General features: G+C 40.0%; 15 protein-coding genes. 10 read left to right on the top strand and 5 right to left on the bottom strand.

All coding sequences use genetic code 11. The features are described 5' to 3' along the window. Positions 1 to 28: 28 nt before the first annotated feature. Entirely contained in the window at positions 29 to 991 is a 963-nt protein-coding gene (gene lipA / locus RDV53_RS06445) for a lipoyl synthase (RefSeq protein WP_005695484.1), read from the top strand. A 70-nt stretch (positions 992 to 1061) separates the two neighbouring features. Here lipA and RDV53_RS06440 read toward each other — a convergent pair whose 3' ends face one another. From RDV53_RS06440 to galE, 4 genes are all read right to left on the bottom strand, one after another. Beyond that, on the bottom strand, positions 1062 to 3086 hold the full coding sequence (locus RDV53_RS06440; protein ID WP_005695483.1) for a hypothetical protein: 2025 nt from the start codon (positions 3084 to 3086) through the stop codon (positions 1062 to 1064). Between the two features lie 97 nt (positions 3087 to 3183). Continuing rightward, positions 3184 to 3828: an adenylate kinase gene (adk, locus tag RDV53_RS06435; protein ID WP_005695482.1), complete on the bottom strand. Its 645-nt coding sequence runs from the start codon at positions 3826 to 3828 to the stop codon at positions 3184 to 3186. Positions 3829 to 3926: 98 nt separating this feature from the next. Continuing rightward, positions 3927 to 5201: an MFS transporter gene (locus RDV53_RS06430; protein ID WP_005695481.1), complete on the bottom strand. Its 1275-nt coding sequence runs from the start codon at positions 5199 to 5201 to the stop codon at positions 3927 to 3929. 80 nt (positions 5202 to 5281) lie between these two features. After that, positions 5282 to 6298, bottom strand: a complete 1017-nt coding sequence (gene galE / locus RDV53_RS06425; RefSeq protein WP_005695480.1) for a UDP-glucose 4-epimerase GalE — start codon at positions 6296 to 6298, stop codon at positions 5282 to 5284. A 205-nt stretch (positions 6299 to 6503) separates the two neighbouring features. On the opposite strand from galE, the gene RDV53_RS06420 reads away from it, so the two are divergent. Then, positions 6504 to 9737: a S8 family serine peptidase gene (locus RDV53_RS06420; RefSeq protein WP_005695479.1), complete on the top strand. Its 3234-nt coding sequence runs from the start codon at positions 6504 to 6506 to the stop codon at positions 9735 to 9737. A gap of 666 nt (positions 9738 to 10403) precedes the next feature. On the opposite strand, the gene RDV53_RS06415 is transcribed toward RDV53_RS06420, so the two are convergent. Further along, positions 10404 to 10934 carry an inorganic diphosphatase gene (locus RDV53_RS06415; protein ID WP_005695476.1) on the bottom strand — a complete coding sequence of 177 codons (531 nt, stop codon included), beginning with the start codon at positions 10932 to 10934 and terminating at the stop codon, positions 10404 to 10406. A gap of 198 nt (positions 10935 to 11132) precedes the next feature. Between RDV53_RS06415 and RDV53_RS06410 the strand changes: the two genes are divergently transcribed. From RDV53_RS06410 to yajC, 8 genes are all read left to right on the top strand, one after another. Further along, positions 11133 to 12449, top strand: coding sequence for an NCS2 family permease (locus tag RDV53_RS06410; protein WP_005695475.1), 1317 nt, complete (start codon positions 11133 to 11135; stop codon positions 12447 to 12449). A gap of 179 nt (positions 12450 to 12628) precedes the next feature. After that, positions 12629 to 14008, top strand: a complete 1380-nt coding sequence (gene trhP, locus RDV53_RS06405; protein ID WP_005695474.1) for a prephenate-dependent tRNA uridine(34) hydroxylase TrhP — start codon at positions 12629 to 12631, stop codon at positions 14006 to 14008. Between the two features lie 526 nt (positions 14009 to 14534). After that, positions 14535 to 14885 (top strand): VOC family protein, encoded by a 351-nt coding sequence (locus RDV53_RS06400; protein WP_005695473.1) that lies wholly within the window; start codon positions 14535 to 14537, stop codon positions 14883 to 14885. Positions 14886 to 15156: 271 nt separating this feature from the next. Then, positions 15157 to 16248: a tRNA preQ1(34) S-adenosylmethionine ribosyltransferase-isomerase QueA gene (gene queA / locus RDV53_RS06395; RefSeq protein ID WP_005695472.1), complete on the top strand. Its 1092-nt coding sequence runs from the start codon at positions 15157 to 15159 to the stop codon at positions 16246 to 16248. Positions 16249 to 16360: 112 nt separating this feature from the next. Further along, positions 16361 to 17509 (top strand): tRNA guanosine(34) transglycosylase Tgt, encoded by a 1149-nt coding sequence (gene tgt, locus RDV53_RS06390; protein WP_005695471.1) that lies wholly within the window; start codon positions 16361 to 16363, stop codon positions 17507 to 17509. 64 nt (positions 17510 to 17573) lie between these two features. After that, on the top strand, positions 17574 to 18086 hold the full coding sequence (locus tag RDV53_RS06385) for a hemerythrin domain-containing protein (RefSeq protein ID WP_032822876.1): 513 nt from the start codon (positions 17574 to 17576) through the stop codon (positions 18084 to 18086). 3 nt (positions 18087 to 18089) lie between these two features. Further along, positions 18090 to 18317 (top strand): sulfurtransferase TusA family protein, encoded by a 228-nt coding sequence (locus tag RDV53_RS06380; RefSeq protein WP_005695469.1) that lies wholly within the window; start codon positions 18090 to 18092, stop codon positions 18315 to 18317. A gap of 101 nt (positions 18318 to 18418) precedes the next feature. Beyond that, positions 18419 to 18709, top strand: coding sequence for a preprotein translocase subunit YajC (gene yajC / locus RDV53_RS06375; RefSeq protein ID WP_005695468.1), 291 nt, complete (start codon positions 18419 to 18421; stop codon positions 18707 to 18709). Positions 18710 to 18726 lie beyond the last annotated feature (17 nt).

Here is an 18726-nt window from a genome sequence, read left to right as displayed (position 1 = left end):
ATCAGGCATTTTTCTTTAGGAAAGAACAATGTCAACGCCTTTTAAAATGGAACGCGGTGTGAAATACCGTGATGCAGCCAAAACATCAATTATCCCTGTTAAAAACATCGATCCTAATCAAGAATTATTGAAAAAGCCGGAATGGATGAAAATCAAATTGCCATCTAGCTCATTAAAGATCGAGACCATTAAAAATGGGATGCGTCGTCATGGCCTACATTCTGTCTGCGAAGAAGCGTCTTGTCCAAATTTACACGAGTGCTTTAACCATGGTACAGCAACCTTTATGATTTTAGGGGCGATTTGTACTCGTCGTTGCCCTTTCTGTGACGTTGCACATGGTAAACCATTACCACCCGATCCAGATGAACCACGTAAATTAGCTGAAACTATCCAAGATATGAAGTTGAAATATGTGGTGATTACCTCTGTAGACCGTGATGATTTGCCTGATCGTGGCGCAGGTCATTTTGCTGAATGTGTAAAAGAAGTGCGCGCATTAAATCCTGGCATCAAAATTGAGATTTTGGTTCCTGATTTCCGTGGACGTATTACTCAAGCCTTAGAAAAATTAAAAGACAATCCACCGGATGTGTTCAACCACAACTTGGAAAATGTGCCACGTTTGTATAAAGAAATTCGTCCGGGCGCTGATTATCAGTGGTCTTTAAAATTGCTTCATGATTTCAAAGAAATGTTCCCAAACATCCCAACAAAATCAGGTTTAATGGTTGGATTAGGTGAAACTAATGAAGAAATTCTTCAAGTCATGGAAGACTTACGTGCAAACGGCGTAACCATGCTTACACTGGGTCAATATCTTCAACCTAGTCGCCATCACTTACCGGTTGCGCGCTATGTGCCACCAGCCGAATTTGATGAGTTCCGTGATAAAGCCAACGCAATGGGCTTTGAACACGCAGCCTGTGGCCCATTTGTTCGCTCTTCCTACCATGCTGATTTACAAGCAAGTGGTGGATTAGTGAAGTAATCAAAAACAGATAAAAAAATGACCGCATTTTGAATCTCAAGTGCGGTCATTTTTTATATTATCCTTTCAACTAGTCAGTTGCTGCTGGCTTCTCTTCTTCGCCCTCATCACTCTCCATCATGCTTTCTTGACGAAGATCTTCAAGCGTACGACCATTAATTAAGTAGCCATTTTCCGTTTTTTCCACTCTAGAAACGTAATTATCACCTTCTTCCACAAATTCTCGGTGAAGTTTTCCATCATGTTTCACAAAGCTACTTAAATATTGCCAAAAGTATGAATTTTCCTTAATGGCTAAGGCTTTTTCATTTTGATCATCAAACAACATTTTACTTAATGTCAGATTAAATGTGCCTTCAATATTATCTGGAATCATGTCTGATAAATCATCTTCGGGCACTTGAGGCACAATACCACTCACTTCCAATTTAACAGGATAAGCATTAGTCTCTGGATAAGTATTTAGATTTAAATTCAACGTTGCATTATCAACAATTAAATCAAGCTCTTTCCATGAGTTTTTGATGTATTTATCAAATGTTGCTGACGTTAAATGTGTGCTGCATAAGGCCCCATAAAACGGTGCTGAGCAAAATCTTGCTGATAAATGCGCTTTGCTGTGATTAATTTTAAATGGTGCATCAACCGCTAATTTTTCAAATTCGAAACCTGCACTTGGGTAACTCGCTTTATTCGCAGACAATGTGATATGTTCATTATATTGATCATTGTCTAATGTTTCCGTCTTATCACTGGCTGATACGTCATCAAGCACTAGATCGGCCATATTAAATGATTTTAATGCGGCCTCAATATTGGTTTTGCCACTAAATTCTCTCACCCATTTATCTTTGGCATTCAAGAAGTCTTTATTGTCTTTTGACGGTGCCTCTTTCTCAGCAAAAGCATCTAATAAAAACGGTACAAACGCCAATTCGTTTGCCACGTTGTAATCATCTAACTGAATATTAACTTTACCGCCTTTAGCTTCCCATTTACGCTCTTCATCGGCAGGAGTTTGTTTCACACTTTCAACATTTAATTTGAAATCCACATTGGCTTTGGTTAAATCTGTATTCGCCAACTTAAGTTCAAGACTGGCATTTTGTAAGTTAAAGTAAGGTTGATTATTTTTAGGCACATTGACAGAAAGTACCGATAATGAACCATCAAAACGATCGTTTTGTGTAAAAATTTTCGTTAACAAATTGACGCCGTCTTTAATATCTAATGAGCCATCACTTAATTTTTTAAATTCATGATGAAAATTGACCGCACTTGGCACGCCATTTTGTTTAATCAATAAATTCAAACCACCTGCTGTTGCTTGGCTTTCTTCTGTCGTACGGCTTTTATTGGCAATGCGTAAAATATCACTACTAAATTTTGTACTTAGATCACGTTTATCTGATTCTCCAGGTTTCACATCAAAATGATAAGTGGCATTTTTAAAATAAACATGTGTATTTTCCCCATTTAACAATGCCACTTCGGCATTTTTCGCGGTTAAGTCAATACTTGATAGGTCATATTGATTTGCTCCAACAGGCACAAGGCGAGCTTCACCCTCAATTTCTTCAAGTTTCGTGTCTTTATCGTAATTAAAACCACTTAAGTTTGTTTTTAGCTCAACTTCTTTATTTTTTAAGAAATGAAGACCAATAGAAAGGTTTTGGGACTTATTCGCAAAATCACGGAATTCCGTCAAAATATCAGACTGTAAATAATCCCCTACCGGCGAAAATTTACTATTAATCGTGTTTTTATCAATCGTGATATTTAATGTTTTATTTAATTGACGAACTAATTGCTCGGACAGCTGAGACTCCGCTGTAATGAAGAAAGGCAGTGCGGTGAGCTTAGTTGAAATCACATTTGTGCTTTTCGCATCACTATCTTTTACACTAAAGATCAACTCACGAATAAAAAAGTTTTTCGCGGTTTGCGTCACATTCAATGTTGCTTGGTTATCCAAAGAATAAGGGAAATTTTTTAACACCTGATCGATTTTATGATTGGTGTAAAATTGTGCGCCAATCCCAAGTGCCACTGCGATAGCCGAAATCGTCAATGCTATTGTTCTTTTCTTGCTCATAATGTCCCCAAATACGATCTCAATTTACGATCTCAAAATCCTTTTGAAAAATTAACCGCACTTTAATCTTCAAAGTGCGGTCAGTTTCCAGTCTATTTTAACCTAAGATTTTATCTAACTCTTGGCTTACAGCTTCCACTTTTTGAGTACCATCTAAACGGAAATATTGCGTATTACCTGCTTTTGCTTCAGCTTGGTAATAATCAATTAATGGGCTGGTTTGTTTGTGGTAAACCGCTAAACGATCTAACACAGTTTCTGGTTTATCATCGGCACGGATAATTAAATCTTCACCCGTTACATCATCTTTACCTTCCACTTTTGGTGGGTTGTAAACGATGTGATAAGAACGACCAGACGCTTGGTGAACACGACGACCACTCATACGCTCAACGATCACTTCATCCGGTACATCAAACTCTAAAACGTAGTCAATTTTCACGCCAGAATCTTTTAATGCATCCGCTTGTGGAATCGTACGTGGGAAACCATCTAATAAGAAACCATTTGCACAATCTGGTTGAGAAATACGATCTTTTACTAATGCCACGGTTAATTCATCCGGTACTAATTTTCCTTCATCCATTAATGCTTTTGCTTGTTTGCCTAATTCTGTACCCGCTTTAATCGCTGCACGGAACATATCCCCTGTTGAAATTTGTGGAATGCCAAACTTGTTCATAATAAATTGTGCTTGCGTGCCTTTTCCTGCACCAGGAGCACCTAAAAGAATAATTTTCATACGAATCTCCAATAAATAATAAACCTGTTTAAAATACCGTTAAAGCCTTGTTTGGTCAAATGATTTTGCTGTTAATTTTGACCGCACTTTATTTTATTTTAAGCTTTTTCATTTCCTTTTTCATTCCATGGCGCCACCCAGAATAAACAAATCATTCCTGGGATAGCGAGGAATAAACAAATCCAGAAAAAATGATAGTAACCTACTGCTTTGACTAGGTAACCCGATAACATACCAAGCCCTTTACTTGGTAAAGCGGAAAGGCTGGTAAATAAGGCTAATTGAGTGGCAGTATAAAGTGGATTTGTTTCGCGAGCCATAAAGGCGACAAAGGCGGCTGTGCCGAGACCGACACCAATATATTCACCCGCAATCACGAAACCTAATTTCCAAAGTTCTGCGGCGCCAATTTGGTCAAAATGCCCAAATGCCGCTAACCAAATAAATCCACCAATAGTGATTAATTGGATAAAACCAAATACCCATAATGCGCGGTTAATCCCTAAACGCAGCATGATCACACCGCCCACGAGACCAGCAGAGATACTCGCCCAAAGTGAAGTGCTTTTTACCACCAACGCAATATGCTCTTTTTCAAAGCCCATGTCATAGACGAATTTCGTTTGTAACGTAGTGGCAAATGAATCACCAAATTTATACAAGAACAAAAAGAGTAAAAAACCGATGGCTTGGGCGACACCTTTGCGTTGGAAGAACTCTTTCAAAGGTATCCAAAACACCATATAGAAAGGTTGCTCACGATCGACCTGTGCAATCTGCGGTTCTTTCGCTAAAAAGAGCGTCATAAATATGCCCGCTAACATACAAAGTGCGGTCAATAAAAAGACGGTTTCCCATGGATAAATCGTCGCTAAATAAAGCGAGAGCCCCCCTGGAATTAAGCCTGCAACGCGATAAGCATTAATGTGGATGGTGTTCCCCAATCCTAATTCATTATCCGTTAAAATTTCACGACGATAAGCATCGAGTACAATATCTTGTGTCGCTGAGAAAAAAGCAATGAATGTGGCAATTTTAGCTACCATACTTAACTCAGCCACGGGATCAAACTGACTAATCGCATAAAGGGAAATCAGCAAAATCACTTGAGAAATCAATAACCAACTACGACGACGACCTAAAAAATGCGGGAAATAGCGGTCTAATAACGGTGCCCATAAAAACTTCAAACCATATGGCACCATCACCCCTGTCAATGCACCGATTAATTCAACGGAAAGTTTCTTATCTGTCAGCCACACTGGCAACATTTGCAATAACACGAAAAGTGGTAAGCCCGAACTAAATCCAGTGAAAACACAGATCAGCATTTTGCGGGTAAATATTTGACTAGAAAGGGATTGTTCTGACATAAAGTGCGGTTATTTTTGAGCGTGTTTTATCTGATTAAAATATTAAGGGCGGAATGATACTCCGCCCAATAAGAGTGAGATTAATCTCTGTATCCTTTTGGATTATTTTTTTGCCAATTCCAAGTGTCTTTCATCATTTGCTCAAGACCACGTTCAGCTGTCCAATTTAACTCTTTCGCAGCAAGACTTGGATCAGAATAGCATGTTGCAATATCACCAGGGCGACGCGCAACAAGACGATACGGGATTTCGATATTGTTCGCTTGTTCAAACGCTTTCACCATATCAAGCACAGAATAACCCGTACCTGTACCTAAGTTATAAATGTGTAAACCTGCGTCATTTTCATGGCGATTTAATGCTTTTAAGTGACCAATCGCTAAATCCACCACATGGATATAATCACGTACACCTGTACCATCATGAGTATCATAATCGCTACCAAACACCGAAAGTTGTGGTAATTTACCGATCGCAACTTGGCTGATGTAAGGCAATAAATTATTTGGAATACCATTTGGATCTTCACCAATCAAGCCGCTTGCGTGAGCGCCTACTGGATTGAAATAACGTAAAATCGTCATGCTAAATTGTGGTTCAGCTTTCGCAACATCGGTCAGAATTTGTTCCACCATGTATTTAGAGGTTCCGTAAGGGTTGGTTGTACCGCCCACTTTGCAATCTTCTGTAATTGGAATGATTTCCGGATCGCCATAAACCGTTGCAGATGAACTAAATACAAAGTTCCACACGCCTGCTTTTTTCATTTCTTGAATGAGAACAATCGTGCCTGCGACGTTATTCATGTAGTATTCAGCGGGTTTTTGAACACTTTCACCCACGGCTTTTAAACCGGCAAAATGGATTACCGACTGAATGCTGTTTTCAGCAAAGATTTTTTGTAATAAAGCACGATCTAAAATATCACCTTCATAAAATTTCACGTCTTTGCCCGTGATTTCTTTGACGCGTTCTAAAGATTTTGGCGATGAATTGCATAAATTATCCAATACCACGACATCTTTATTTGCATTTAATAATTCCACTACAGTGTGTGAACCGATATAGCCTGCGCCACCCGTTACTAAAATAGCCATGAGTTACTCCTTAATCATTTTTGTTCGCAAATTATAACATTGATTTCTACGATACATAAATTTATCCCCTATTTTGACCGCACTTTGGTGTGATCGTTGTCACAGAATAAACATTTTTCTCTGGAATTTTGATTTGAGTCATTGAAGCGCTTCGCGATGAGACGAATAATAGTCTCCTAAAATCAAAAAGATAAAGGAAGACAATATGAAACCTCAAACACTTCAAAAAACCGCACTCGCACTACTTGTTGGTTGGTATGCTGCTAATGCAGCCGCTTATTCTGAACAAGGCCAAGCCGGTAATACCAAAAGTTGGGAAAGCGCTGAATACCTCAAAGACTGGGGCTTAACCTCAATGAATGCCTCCACGGCTTACGCTCTTGGCTTTAATGGTTCAGGCGTAAAAATCGGCGTGATGGATTCAGGTGTGCTATTAAACCACCCTGAATTTCAAGACGGTCGAATCCACGTTGTAAAAACGGAAGGGACTTATAGTAAAGATGGCATGCGTTATCCCGATGCATCGGTAGGAAATGGTCCAATTAATAAAAATGAACCAGTAAAAAACGGTAAACGCAATTTCGATAAAACAGATAATGGCATCTTCACTAAAGGTGAAGCCTTCAATATTGACGGGGCATGGCATAAATATACCAATGATGCGCACGGTACGCATGTTGGCGGGACAATGGCGGCAAGCCGTGACGGCAATGAAATGCATGGTGTAGCATTCGGTGCTAACCTCTATTCTGCCAACACAGGTGGTAACGACAACATGACCTATGGTCCAAACCAAGACTATAGTTTCTTCTTACAGGGCTACTCGGCCCTAGCAGATGCCGGTGCAAAAGTGATTAATAACAGTTGGGGTTCAAACCGTCGTGTCAATTCATCCTTTGCTGGCGCACAAGGCTACAAACCAAAATATGATTGGCGTGATGTGCCTGAATATGGCGTGCAATACTACGATGTACCAAAAGCACCTGAACCAATTTCCAGTCCTGCAGCACATATTTATTTAAGTAATTTAGGCGAAGCTGAAAAAGCTTATTATCAATTTGTCACCAGTGGTGAGAAAAACTTCGTTGATGCGGCTTATGAAGTGGCAAAAAATAAACAAGTGATTCAAGTCTTTACAGCGGGTAACCGTAGTATGATGGTTGAATCTTTTACGCGTGCTATGTTGCCATATTTCAGACCTGATGCAGAAAAATACTGGGTAAACGTCACGGGGCAAGTCGGTGGTGAAGGCTATCCGAATGACTCAAATGACGATGTGAGTGATGAAAAAGCAGGCGCAGATATTCAAGAATTTAACTTAGCCGGCCATTCCAAATGGTGGACGATTGCAGCGCCATCCGCCAACATCTATTCCTCCTACATTCAATTACAAGACAACAATACTTATGGTGACCCTATTTACAAATCGGCCGGTGGTACTTCAATGGCTGCCCCACACGTAAGTGGTGCATTAGGTGTCATTCTTTCTCGCTATCCATACATGACAACCGATCAAGCGCGTGATGTCATGCTGACTACAGCAAGACAAACCACACTTCGTAAAGGGCTTGAAGGTAAACCGTTAGAACGTTGGGAAACCGAACAAGGTGTACCAAGTAACGTTTGGGGTTGGGGTATTTTAGATCTTGGCAAAGCCATGTTTGGCCCAGGTCAATTCTTAGGAAACGTAAAAATCAACCTCAATCAAAATGATGTTTGGTCAAATGATATTAGCGATAAAGCCATCAAAGCACGTCAAGTCGAAGATCAAGCTGAAGCCGCAACTTGGACAACGCGCAAAGCAGAATTACAAGCATTAATGCAAAATCGTGCAGGCGCGACAGCAGAAGAAAAAGCGGAATATCAAGTCGGTTTAGCACGTGAAGTGGCTCGTAATGAACGTGCCGCACAAGGCTATGTCGGCACATTAACTAAAAATGGGTCAGGTACCTTAACGCTCACAGGTAATAACAGCTTCACCGGTGCAATTACTGTAAATGAAGGTCAACTTTCAGGGTTAAATCAATCCCTTGGTTCGACACAACAAGTCATCGTAAAACAAGGTGCAACATTGGAAGTGTTACCGAAAGCGGAAGTTACTAAACCAAGTGAGAATGGATTTGTCACCGAAACCTTAACCAGCACCGCGAAAACGGTCACCGCAACCGTGGAAAAAGGTGGTCGTTTGTTACTGAATAATGGTATTGCTAACGTCAATGCAACCTTTGCAGACGGTTCTATTTTAGTGCCAAATAAATTTGACGAAGAAATTCTGCCTCAATTACAACAAGATCCACAAAAAGCAGTTTCCGTACAAGGTACTGGCTCATTTGTGGGAGCTGAAAATGCGGTAGTTGAAACACCTCGCACTTATGATTTCTTTGCGGTTAAAAATGAAAGTAATGCAAATACGTTGAAAGTAACCGTTCAGAAAAAAGCCCTTTCATCTGCGGCAACCACTGAAAATGAAGTGGCTATCGCCAATGCTTTAGATGCAGCAACAAACAGCCCTGATTACCAAAACCTTGTTTTGGGAACTGAAGAGAATGCTCGCCAAGCTTTTGCTCGTTTAAGCTATGATGAGGATCTCGCTGCCCAACAACACAATGTGTTAAATGGCTTATTGCTTCGTCAGCAACTTGCCCAACCGGGTACAGTAAGAGCACAACTTAATACCGGCACACAAATTTGGACAAGTGGCACCTTCACTCACTTCAGCACGGATAGTTTAAGCAGTCATGCGTACAATCAACTTGTGGGTATTGATGCAACCATTGATACAAACAAACATTTAGGTGTATTTGTTGGTTCAACACAAAACAGCCACAAAATTGACCGCACTTCGAAAGATCGTGCCGTACATTTAGGCTTAACAGCTGAACATCGTTTCAACGTGTTAACACCGAAAATTGGTTTTATTCAAAGTTGGGGTAAACACGAACAACGTGCTGAATTTGCACAAGGGGTGAAAAGCCATAGCCAAACACAAAATGTCTTTGCTGAGCTTGCCTACACAGGCTTAAAAGGGGAACATTTTGCAATTGAACCATACGCTGGCGTAAGCTATATGCACATCAAAAACAAAGGTGTGACAAAAGACGAAGTGCAGTTAAAAGACAACAATCGTGATTTAATCGTTACCTCTGCAGGTTTACGTCCATCCATTCCATTTGCAATTGGTGGCGTTCAATTAAACTTATTAGGTGATGTGGCTTATCATCGTTTCCACAAAGATAAAGCCGCTGAAGGCAGCTTGGTTATCAATAACCAAGGTGTAGCGAATCTTTATGGTAAAGAATTGAAAAATGTCGTTACAACAGGTGTGGCATTACAAGCGCAGTTCACACCAGCATTTAGCGTAAAAGTTGGCTATCAAGGTGCTTACAACCACGATACGAAAGCGAATAATGTTAATGCAGAACTACGTTTCTCATTTTAACGATATTCAATAAGACAAAAGTGCGGTCAATTTTTGAGAGGTTTTAAAACTCTTTGAAAATTGACCGCACTTTGTACTTCAGTATTTTAAATTATTATGCTAGGAAGATTCTACCTCCCTATCTTCTAGAAATCTAAAAAACTAAGATATTGATGTTTCTTTTCAAAGCATGTTTTTTAAAACACCTCTAAAATTCTATTTCCTAATTCTATTTGAAATAAATATTGATAATAATATCAAAGGAGAGCCTAATAAAAACAATTTAAAGCAAAAAACTATTATTTCCATTGTCTCATCTAAAGAAATAGAACCTCCATTCATAACAAATGAAAATATTATTAAACCTAATGAAAACACAAAAAAACAACATAAAAATATCATTATTAAAAGAATAATAATTTGAAGAATTTTATTCATTAGTGATTACTCCCTTTACCCAATTCTTTATTTTTTCTTGTTTATATTAAATCTCTAACTCCATTTCTTCTTTGTCTATTAAGCTTTCTCCACAACGATATCCTACTTTTTAGTTCAATCTCATTACGAGTACGGTTAAAAACATGCTGATTCTAGAAGTTTATATAGCTAATTTTAATTATACTTTTATTCATCTATAAAAACAAAAGGCATCAATCTGATGCCTTTTAAATTCACTAACATGAAAAATTAACGTTCATTCCAACGTTTGATTGATTCACGAATCACTTCTTTCGCTTCTTCTACATCACCCCAGTGAGTTACTTTCGTTGAACCTGGTTTTTTCAATGCTTTGTAGTTATTGAAGTGGAATTCAATTTGTTTGATTAATTGCGCTGGTACATCGGCAAGGCTGTTGTATGCATTGCCGGTATCGCGGTCATCTGCTGGCACACAAACGATTTTATCGTCCACTTCGCCATCATCAACGAATTTCATCACCCCGATTACTTTTGCTTCAAGGAATACACCTGTTGCAAGTGGTTGGCGAGTTAATAATAAAACATCTAACTCATCGCCATCTTCGTCTAAAGTTTGTGGAATGAAACCATAGTTAGTTGGTTTTGCGAAGATCGCTGGCTCAACACGGTCTAACTGGAACGCTGCAACTTTACGGTTCCATTCTATTTTGTGGCAGCTACCTTCTGGAATTTCATTTACCACATTGATAATGCCAGCATCTACATCGCCTGGCGTTAAAATTTGATTAAAATCAGCCATTGTTTTTCCTTTTTTTGATTACGTTAAAAACTTTCAGAGTATAGCAGTTTTTAGTCGATAAAAAAATATGCGAAAAACATCCTCAAAAGCGACCGCACTTTTCCATCCAACTTCTATAAAACAATTACGCAAACGTTTACTTTTAAATGATTTACTATAAAATGGCACATCTTTTTGATTATTAACCTAGGGGACTTTATGTCAAGTTTAGAAAAAACCTTTGAACTCAGTAAACGCGGTTCAACGGTTCGTCAAGAAATCATTGCGGGTTTAACCACCTTCTTAGCCATGGTGTATTCCGTGATTGTTGTGCCTAAAATGCTTGGTGATGCAGGCTTTCCGGCAGAATCGGTGTTTATCGCAACCTGTTTAGTCGCGGGTCTTGGTTCGATCTTAATAGGCTTTTGGGCAAATGCGCCAATGGCAATCGGCTGTGCTATTTCATTAACTGCCTTCACCGCATTTAGCTTAGTGATTGGTCAACATGTTTCTATTCCTGTGGCATTAGGTGCGGTATTCCTCATGGGTTTAGTGTTCACCTTAATTTCGGCAACAGGTATTCGTTCATGGATCTTACGTAACCTGCCATCAAGTATCGCTCATGGTGCAGGGATCGGGATCGGCCTATTCTTACTTTTAATCGCCGCAAATGGCGTAGGCTTAGTAGTCGGCAACCAAGCAGGTTTACCGGTTAAATTAGGCGATTTCACCTCGTTCCCAGTAATGATGTCTTTAATCGGTCTTGCATTCATTATCGGCTTAGAAAAAATGAAAGTAAAAGGCGGGATTTTATGGGTCATCATCGCGATTACTATCGTCGGTTTAATCTTCGATCCAAACGTAACATTCAATGGCCAAATCTTCAAAATGCCAACCTTTGGTGAAAACTCACTTTTCTTACAATTAGATTTACAAGGTGCATTACAACCGGCTATTTTACCGATTGTTTTTGCTTTAGTGATGACAGCGGTATTTGATGCAACAGGTACTATTCGTGCCGTTGCAGGACAAGCTGACCTATTAGATAAAGACGGGCAAATCATCAACGGTGGCAAAGCCTTAACCTCTGACTCTGTAAGTAGTTTATTCTCAGGCTTATTTGGTACTGCACCGGCAGCCGTTTATATCGAATCAGCAGCAGGTACAGCCGCAGGCGGTAAAACTGGTATCACCGCTATCGTCGTCGGCGTATTATTCTTATTGATGTTATTCTTCCAACCACTTGCATTCTTAGTGCCAGGTTACGCAACTGCCCCGGCATTAATGTATGTGGGCTTATTAATGTTAAGCAATGTGAGCAAATTAGACTTCGATGATTTCGTAGGCGCAATGAGCGGCTTAGTTTGCGCGGTATTCATCGTGTTAACGGCAAACATCGTAACCGGTATCATGCTTGGCTTTGCGGCATTAGTAATTGGTCGTATCGTGAGTGGCGATGTGAAAAAACTCAATATCGGCACAATTATCATCGCTGTTGTACTTGTCGCATTCTACGCAGGCGGCTGGGCGATTTAATTAAATACAATCTTGATAAGGCGAACAATGGTTCGCCTTTTTTATTTCTAGCCTTAAAAAACAATCAAAAAACTAACCGCACTTTTACTTTACAAATCCCTAAATCCGCCTAAAATACAGGCCTTTAATACGGCTTGCCAAAAGCAAGCTACTGACCTGAAATCAGACAAGAGAACATTATGACAACCCCATTTAAACCTGAATTACTCTCCCCTGCTGGCTCCCTAAAAAATATGCGCTATGCCTTTGCGTATGGTGCAGATGCCGTTTATGCAGGCCAACCACGTTACAGCTTACGTGTACGCAACAATGAATTTAATCATGCCAATTTAAAAATCGGGATCGATGAAGCCCATGCACTTGGCAAAAAATTCTATGTGGTCGTAAACATTGCACCGCATAACTCCAAACTCAAAACCTTTATCAAAGATTTACAACCTGTGATCGACATGGGCCCTGATGCCTTAATTATGTCTGACCCAGGCTTAATCATGTTGGTGCGTGAAAACTTCCCTGATATTGATATTCACCTTTCTGTACAAGCGAATGCGGTAAACTGGGCGACCGTCAAATTCTGGAAACAAATGGGATTAACCCGTGTGATTTTATCGCGCGAATTATCCATTGAAGAGATCGCTGAAATTCGCCAACACGTGCCTGATATCGAACTCGAAATTTTCGTACACGGTGCGTTATGTATGGCGTATTCTGGCCGCTGCTTACTTTCTGGCTATATCAACAAACGCGACCCAAACCAAGGCACTTGCACCAATGCTTGCCGTTGGGAATACAAAATGGAAGAAGGCACCACAGATGAAGTAGGCAACATCGTGCCGAAAATCGATCCCGCTCAACAAATCGAAGTGAAAAATGTCGCGCCAACTTTAGGCGAAGGTGCGGTAACGGATAAAGTCTTCCTTTATACCGAATCACAAAAACCCGATGAACAAATGACAGCGTTTGAAGATGAGCACGGCACCTACTTTATGAACTCGAAAGATCTACGTGCCGTACAACACGTGGAAAAATTGACCGCACTTGGTGTGCATTCTTTAAAAATCGAAGGCCGTACTAAATCCTTCTATTACTGTGCAAGAACCGCTCAAGTTTATCGCAAAGCCATTGATGATGCGGCAGCGGGCAAACCATTTGATGAAAGCTTAATGGATACTTTGGAATCCCTTGCACACCGTGGTTATACCGAAGGTTTCTTACGTCGTCATACGCACGATGAATACCAAAATTATGAATACGGCTACTCTATCTCTGAACGCCAACAATTTGTTGGTGAATTTACCGGTAAACGTAATGAACAAGGCATGGCTGAAGTGGCAGTGAAAAACAAATTCTTGCTTGGTGATGAAGTAGAAATGATGACTCCACAAGGCAATATCGTCTTTAAGATTGAAAAAATGCTCAATCGCAAAAACGAAAATGTGGAAGCCGCACTCGGCGATGGCCATTTTGTCTTTTTAGATGTGCCACAAGACATCCAGCTTGATTATGCCTTGTTGATGCGTAACCTAGTCAACACCAACACGCGCAATCCACATAATTAATTTGTTAAAAAAATGTTGCATTTGTTAATAAATAAACTATAATACGTCCCATACCTGATTTGTTAATTCAACAACTCATAGTATGACTCCAAATATTTTGCCCTTTCACCTTTTTGAAAGGGCTTTTTTTATGCCCAAAATAAATTTTGAGATATAGATCACAAATTTAATATATATTTCATTATCATATTGAAGCCATAATAAAAAGGCGTACACTATCTCATAATTTTATATTTAACAATGGGATAATAGGCAGCCGCCTTCGGGCGGCTGTGTGTTGAAACCGCAAAATGAAACAATGACACGCACAATCAAGCTAAGCAGCCGCCTTCGGGCGGCTGTGTGTTGAAACAGGGCAATAACTCACAAAATCCCATGTTTTATATGCAGCCGCCTCCGCGCGGCTGTGTGTTGAAACTACTTTTTCTTGTTTTTAAATCAAGATTTAACCAGCAGCCGCCTTCGCGCGGCTGCATGTTGAAAAACAAGCACCGAAGGGAACAACGTTAGTTAATAAGGAAAGAACATGGGCGTTAAACGCATTGTGGCCAATATCAACGTAACCCAACCCGTCGCAGCAAAGGCTTTCTACCATGACTTGCTTGGACTGGAATTGCTAATGGATCATGGTTGGATACAGACCTACGGGCAGGATACAACCATGTCTGTGCAGGTTAGTTTTGCCAGTGAAGGCGGTTCTGGCATGCCTGTGCCTGATTTGTCTATTGAAGTGGACAATCTGGGCGAATTATTGGAACGGATGCAGCATGCTGGTTTCACACCTGAATACGGACCAGTCACTGAGCCCTGGGGCGTGCGCCGTTTTTTTGTGCGTGATCCGTTTGGGCGGCTAGTGAATATTTTGCAGCATGAATAAGTTAACTTAATGCGTGGCTACGCCATACACCCTAGCCGCCTCCGCGCGGCTGTGTGTTGAAACATGGAGAAAGGAAAATTTTTCACATCTAAATAGGCTGCGCCTCTAGGCGGTTTTACGTTGCAATAAAACTTAATAAATTTAAATAGTATAATATTTGCCGCCCTACTCTATCTCTCAAGCCAATTCATGCCCAACAACATTCCCCCTTGTATTTCCCCCTTATTCACTCTAGACTATGCCCCATTTTTAGCTTTCATGATTTACAATTATGCGTGTTTCTGACTTTCATTTTAACTTACCTGATGAGCTGATTGCTCGTTATCCTAAAGAAGATCGCTCTTCTTGCCGCTTGCTACAACTTAATGGCGAAAACGGTGAAATTTCTCACCGCACTTTTACCGATGTATTGGATTTAATCGATGAAGGGGATTTGTTGATTTTTAACAATACACGTGTGATCCCTGCTCGTATGTTTGGTCGTAAAGCCAGCGGCGGTAAAATTGAAGTGTTGGTGGAACGTGTTTTAAGTGAACATCATTTCTTAGCACATATTCGTTCGTCAAAAGCCCCGAAAGAAGGTACAGAATTATTTTTAGGCGAAGATAAACTCGGTGAAAATAATGGCGTAAAAGCCATTATGGTTGGTCGTCAAGATGCCCTTTTTGAAGTGGAATTAGCAGATAAAAGTCGCAATGTGCTTGATGTGTTGCAAGAAATCGGTCATATGCCTTTGCCGCCTTATATTGATCGACCTGATGAAGAGGCAGATCAAGAATGCTATCAAACCGTGTATAACAAAGTACCTGGTGCAGTGGCAGCGCCAACGGCTGGCTTGCATTTTGATGATGAGCTTTTACAAAAGCTACACGAAAAAGGTGTCAATTTTGAATTTGTAACTTTGCACGTAGGTGCGGGTACATTCCAACCTGTACGTGTTGAAAATATTGAAGATCACATTATGCATGCAGAATATGTGGAGCTTTCTCAAGAAGTCTGCAATGCCATTATTGAAACGAAGAAAGCGGGTAAACGTGTCATTGCAGTAGGCACAACATCAGTACGTTCTGTTGAAACCGCTGCCCTATCCGCAGAAGAAAATGGCAACCCAGATTTAATTGAACCTTATTTTTCTGATACGTCTATTTTTATTTACCCGGGTAAATCATTCCGTGTGGTGGATGCATTAATTACCAACTTCCACTTACCAGAAAGCACATTGATTATGTTGGTGTCTGCCTTCGCAGGCTTTAGCCACACCATGAACGCCTATAAAAGTGCGGTCGAAAATCGCTACCGTTTTTTCAGTTATGGCGATGCGATGTTCATTACTAAAAATCCCAATGTGAAAGGGTTAGAATAAGTGGTTTGACTTATTTTCAACCAACTCATAAAATACCTATCAAGAAGCCTGTACTAACAGGCTTTTTTATTGAATAACAACCTACGAACTGTTTATTCGTTGAGGAAAGAAAATGAAATATGAATTAGATAAAACCAGCGGCAGTGCACGTCGTGGTCGCTTGGTATTTGAACGTCCACAAGGCACGTTCAGCGTAGAAACCCCTGCATTTATGCCAGTGGGTACTTATGGCACCGTAAAAGGCATGACGCCAGAAGAAGTGCGTGCGACAGGGGCAGAAATTTTGCTTGGTAACACATTCCATCTATGGCTTCGTCCTGGTCAAGAAGTGATGCGTAAACACGGTGATTTACACGACTTTATGCAATGGCATCGTCCGATTTTAACTGACAGTGGTGGTTTCCAAGTATTTAGTTTAGGTAAATTACGTAAAATCACCGAAGAAGGCGTGAAATTCCAAAACCCAATTAACGGTGAGCGCATTTTCCTTTCACCTGAAAAATCCATGGAAATTCAATATGATTTAGGGTCTGACATCGTAATGATTTTCGATGAATGTACGCCTTATCCTGCAACTTTCGATTATGCGAAAAAATCCATGGAAATGTCTCTTCGTTGGGCAAAACGTAGCCGCGATCGCTTTGATGAATTAGGCAATAAGAATGCCTTATTCGGTATTATCCAAGGCGGCGTATTTGAAGAATTACGCAAAGTATCATTAGAAGGCTTAGTCAATATTGGCTTTGACGGTTACGCGGTGGGCGGTTTAGCGGTAGGCGAACCAAAAGAAGACATGCACCGTATCTTAGAATACATCTGCCCACAAATCCCAGCTGATAAACCGCGTTATTTAATGGGCGTGGGTAAGCCAGAAGATTTAGTGGAAGGCGTACGTCGTGGTATTGATATGTTTGACTGTGTAATGCCAACCCGTAACGCTCGTAACGGTCATTTATTCGTGACAGACGGCATTGTCAAAATCCGTAATGCAAAATACCGCGATGATACGAGTCCATTAGATCCAGAATGTGATTGCTACACCTGTAAAAACTACACCAAAGCTTATTTATATCATTTAGATAAGTGTGGTGAAATTTTAGGCGCTCGCTTAAATACTATTCACAATTTACGCTATTATCAACGTTTAATGGCGGAAATTCGTCAAGCTATCGAAGACGATCGTTTTGATGATTTTGTAGTGGAATTCTATGCTCGCATGGGCAAACCTGTTCCCCCATTACAATTAGCAGATAAATCATAATTGATGAAAGTGCGGTAGAAAAATGAAATATTTTTTGACCGCACTTTTTAACAAAGGAAACCTTATGCAAATCCTCGAACCTCAACAATTTGCCACTTGGAATGAACCGATTGATATGCTTTATGCTTGTCATAGCAAAGTGAAACGCTTTTGCAAGCAGCTCACCATTCTTCCAGGCTATTTAGAAAAGAATGGCGTGAATCAAGCTGTATTAAATGATGTGAAAACCATTTTGCAGTATTTTAATCACGCGGCTCCACTTCACCATGATGATGAAGAAAAAGACTTCTTCCCCGCTTTAATTGAAAAAGCGCCTCAAACGAAAGAATCGGTAGATGAATTAGAACGCCAACATGTTACTTTGCATGAAAATTGGGCAAAGCTTTCTGAGCAGCTAGAAGAATTAATTGCTGAGAAACGCACTGATGTAGATGAAAGGCTGATTACGCTGTTTGTGGCGAGCTATGATAGACACATTGCCCTTGAAGAGCCGCTATTTGAGCTTGGTAAGCAATATTTATCCGCAGAACAACTCACGGCTATGGGCAAAATTATGTTTGCTCGTCGTCAAGCTTAAATCATGAAATATCAATTAAATTTGACCGCACTTTCCTGCCCGATTCCGCTTTTAACGGCGAAGAAAGCTTTGGCAAATTTAGCGCCAAATGATGAATTAGTTTTGCAATTAAATCGTCAAAGTGCGGTAGAAAATTTTGTTGTTTTTTGTGAAGAAAATCAATGTGAATTAGTGGATAAACATTGGCTTTCCGAGCAAATCTTCGAAGTTTGCTTGAAAAAAATCAATTAATCCTAAAATTCTCGTTGTTATTGCCTTCATCGGCTTTTACTGAATGCCGTTTTATGGTATTTTACGCACACTTTTAACTTTTCATTTATAAGGAAAACACAATGGAAGCACAAAGCCCAATGTCCACGTTATTTATTTTCGTGATCTTCGGTTTAATTTTTTATTTTATGATTTACCGCCCACAAGCGAAACGTAATAAAGAACACAAAAAATTAATGTCTGAATTAGCGAAAGGCACTGAAGTATTAACCGCTGGTGGTTTGATTGGTAAAATCACTAAAGTAACCGAAGGTGCTGAAATTGTTATCGCGTTAAACGATACCACTGAAATCACGATTAACCGTAACTACATCGTTTCAGTATTACCGAAAGGTTCTGTAAAATCTCTCTAATTTAAATTCCTAAAGGG

Origin of the sequence: Haemophilus parainfluenzae ATCC 33392, from assembly GCF_031191205.1 — a bacterium.
Classification (GTDB): Bacteria; Pseudomonadota; Gammaproteobacteria; order Enterobacterales; family Pasteurellaceae; genus Haemophilus_D; species Haemophilus_D parainfluenzae.
The sequence above is the reverse complement of the archived record's forward strand: the minus strand, read 5'-3'. Positions and strand labels throughout refer to the sequence as shown.

Excerpts from the sequence above, each read along its gene's own strand:
- RDV53_RS06380 (WP_005695469.1), top strand. The coding sequence starts at position 18,090 with ATGAAATATCAATTAAATTTGACCGCACTTTCCTGCCCGATTCCGCTT.
- RDV53_RS06415 (WP_005695476.1), bottom strand. The coding sequence starts at position 10,934 with ATGGCTGATTTTAATCAAATTTTAACGCCAGGCGATGTAGATGCTGGC.
- RDV53_RS06420 (WP_005695479.1), top strand. The coding sequence starts at position 6,504 with ATGAAACCTCAAACACTTCAAAAAACCGCACTCGCACTACTTGTTGGT.
- queA (WP_005695472.1), top strand. The coding sequence starts at position 15,157 with ATGCGTGTTTCTGACTTTCATTTTAACTTACCTGATGAGCTGATTGCT.
- RDV53_RS06400 (WP_005695473.1), top strand. The coding sequence starts at position 14,535 with ATGGGCGTTAAACGCATTGTGGCCAATATCAACGTAACCCAACCCGTC.
- tgt (WP_005695471.1), top strand. The coding sequence starts at position 16,361 with ATGAAATATGAATTAGATAAAACCAGCGGCAGTGCACGTCGTGGTCGC.
- RDV53_RS06385 (WP_032822876.1), top strand. The coding sequence starts at position 17,574 with ATGCAAATCCTCGAACCTCAACAATTTGCCACTTGGAATGAACCGATT.
- lipA (WP_005695484.1), top strand. The coding sequence starts at position 29 with ATGTCAACGCCTTTTAAAATGGAACGCGGTGTGAAATACCGTGATGCA.
- adk (WP_005695482.1), bottom strand. The coding sequence starts at position 3,828 with ATGAAAATTATTCTTTTAGGTGCTCCTGGTGCAGGAAAAGGCACGCAA.
- RDV53_RS06430 (WP_005695481.1), bottom strand. The coding sequence starts at position 5,201 with ATGTCAGAACAATCCCTTTCTAGTCAAATATTTACCCGCAAAATGCTG.
- trhP (WP_005695474.1), top strand. The coding sequence starts at position 12,629 with ATGACAACCCCATTTAAACCTGAATTACTCTCCCCTGCTGGCTCCCTA.
- RDV53_RS06410 (WP_005695475.1), top strand. The coding sequence starts at position 11,133 with ATGTCAAGTTTAGAAAAAACCTTTGAACTCAGTAAACGCGGTTCAACG.
- yajC (WP_005695468.1), top strand. The coding sequence starts at position 18,419 with ATGGAAGCACAAAGCCCAATGTCCACGTTATTTATTTTCGTGATCTTC.
- RDV53_RS06440 (WP_005695483.1), bottom strand. The coding sequence starts at position 3,086 with ATGAGCAAGAAAAGAACAATAGCATTGACGATTTCGGCTATCGCAGTG.
- galE (WP_005695480.1), bottom strand. The coding sequence starts at position 6,298 with ATGGCTATTTTAGTAACGGGTGGCGCAGGCTATATCGGTTCACACACT.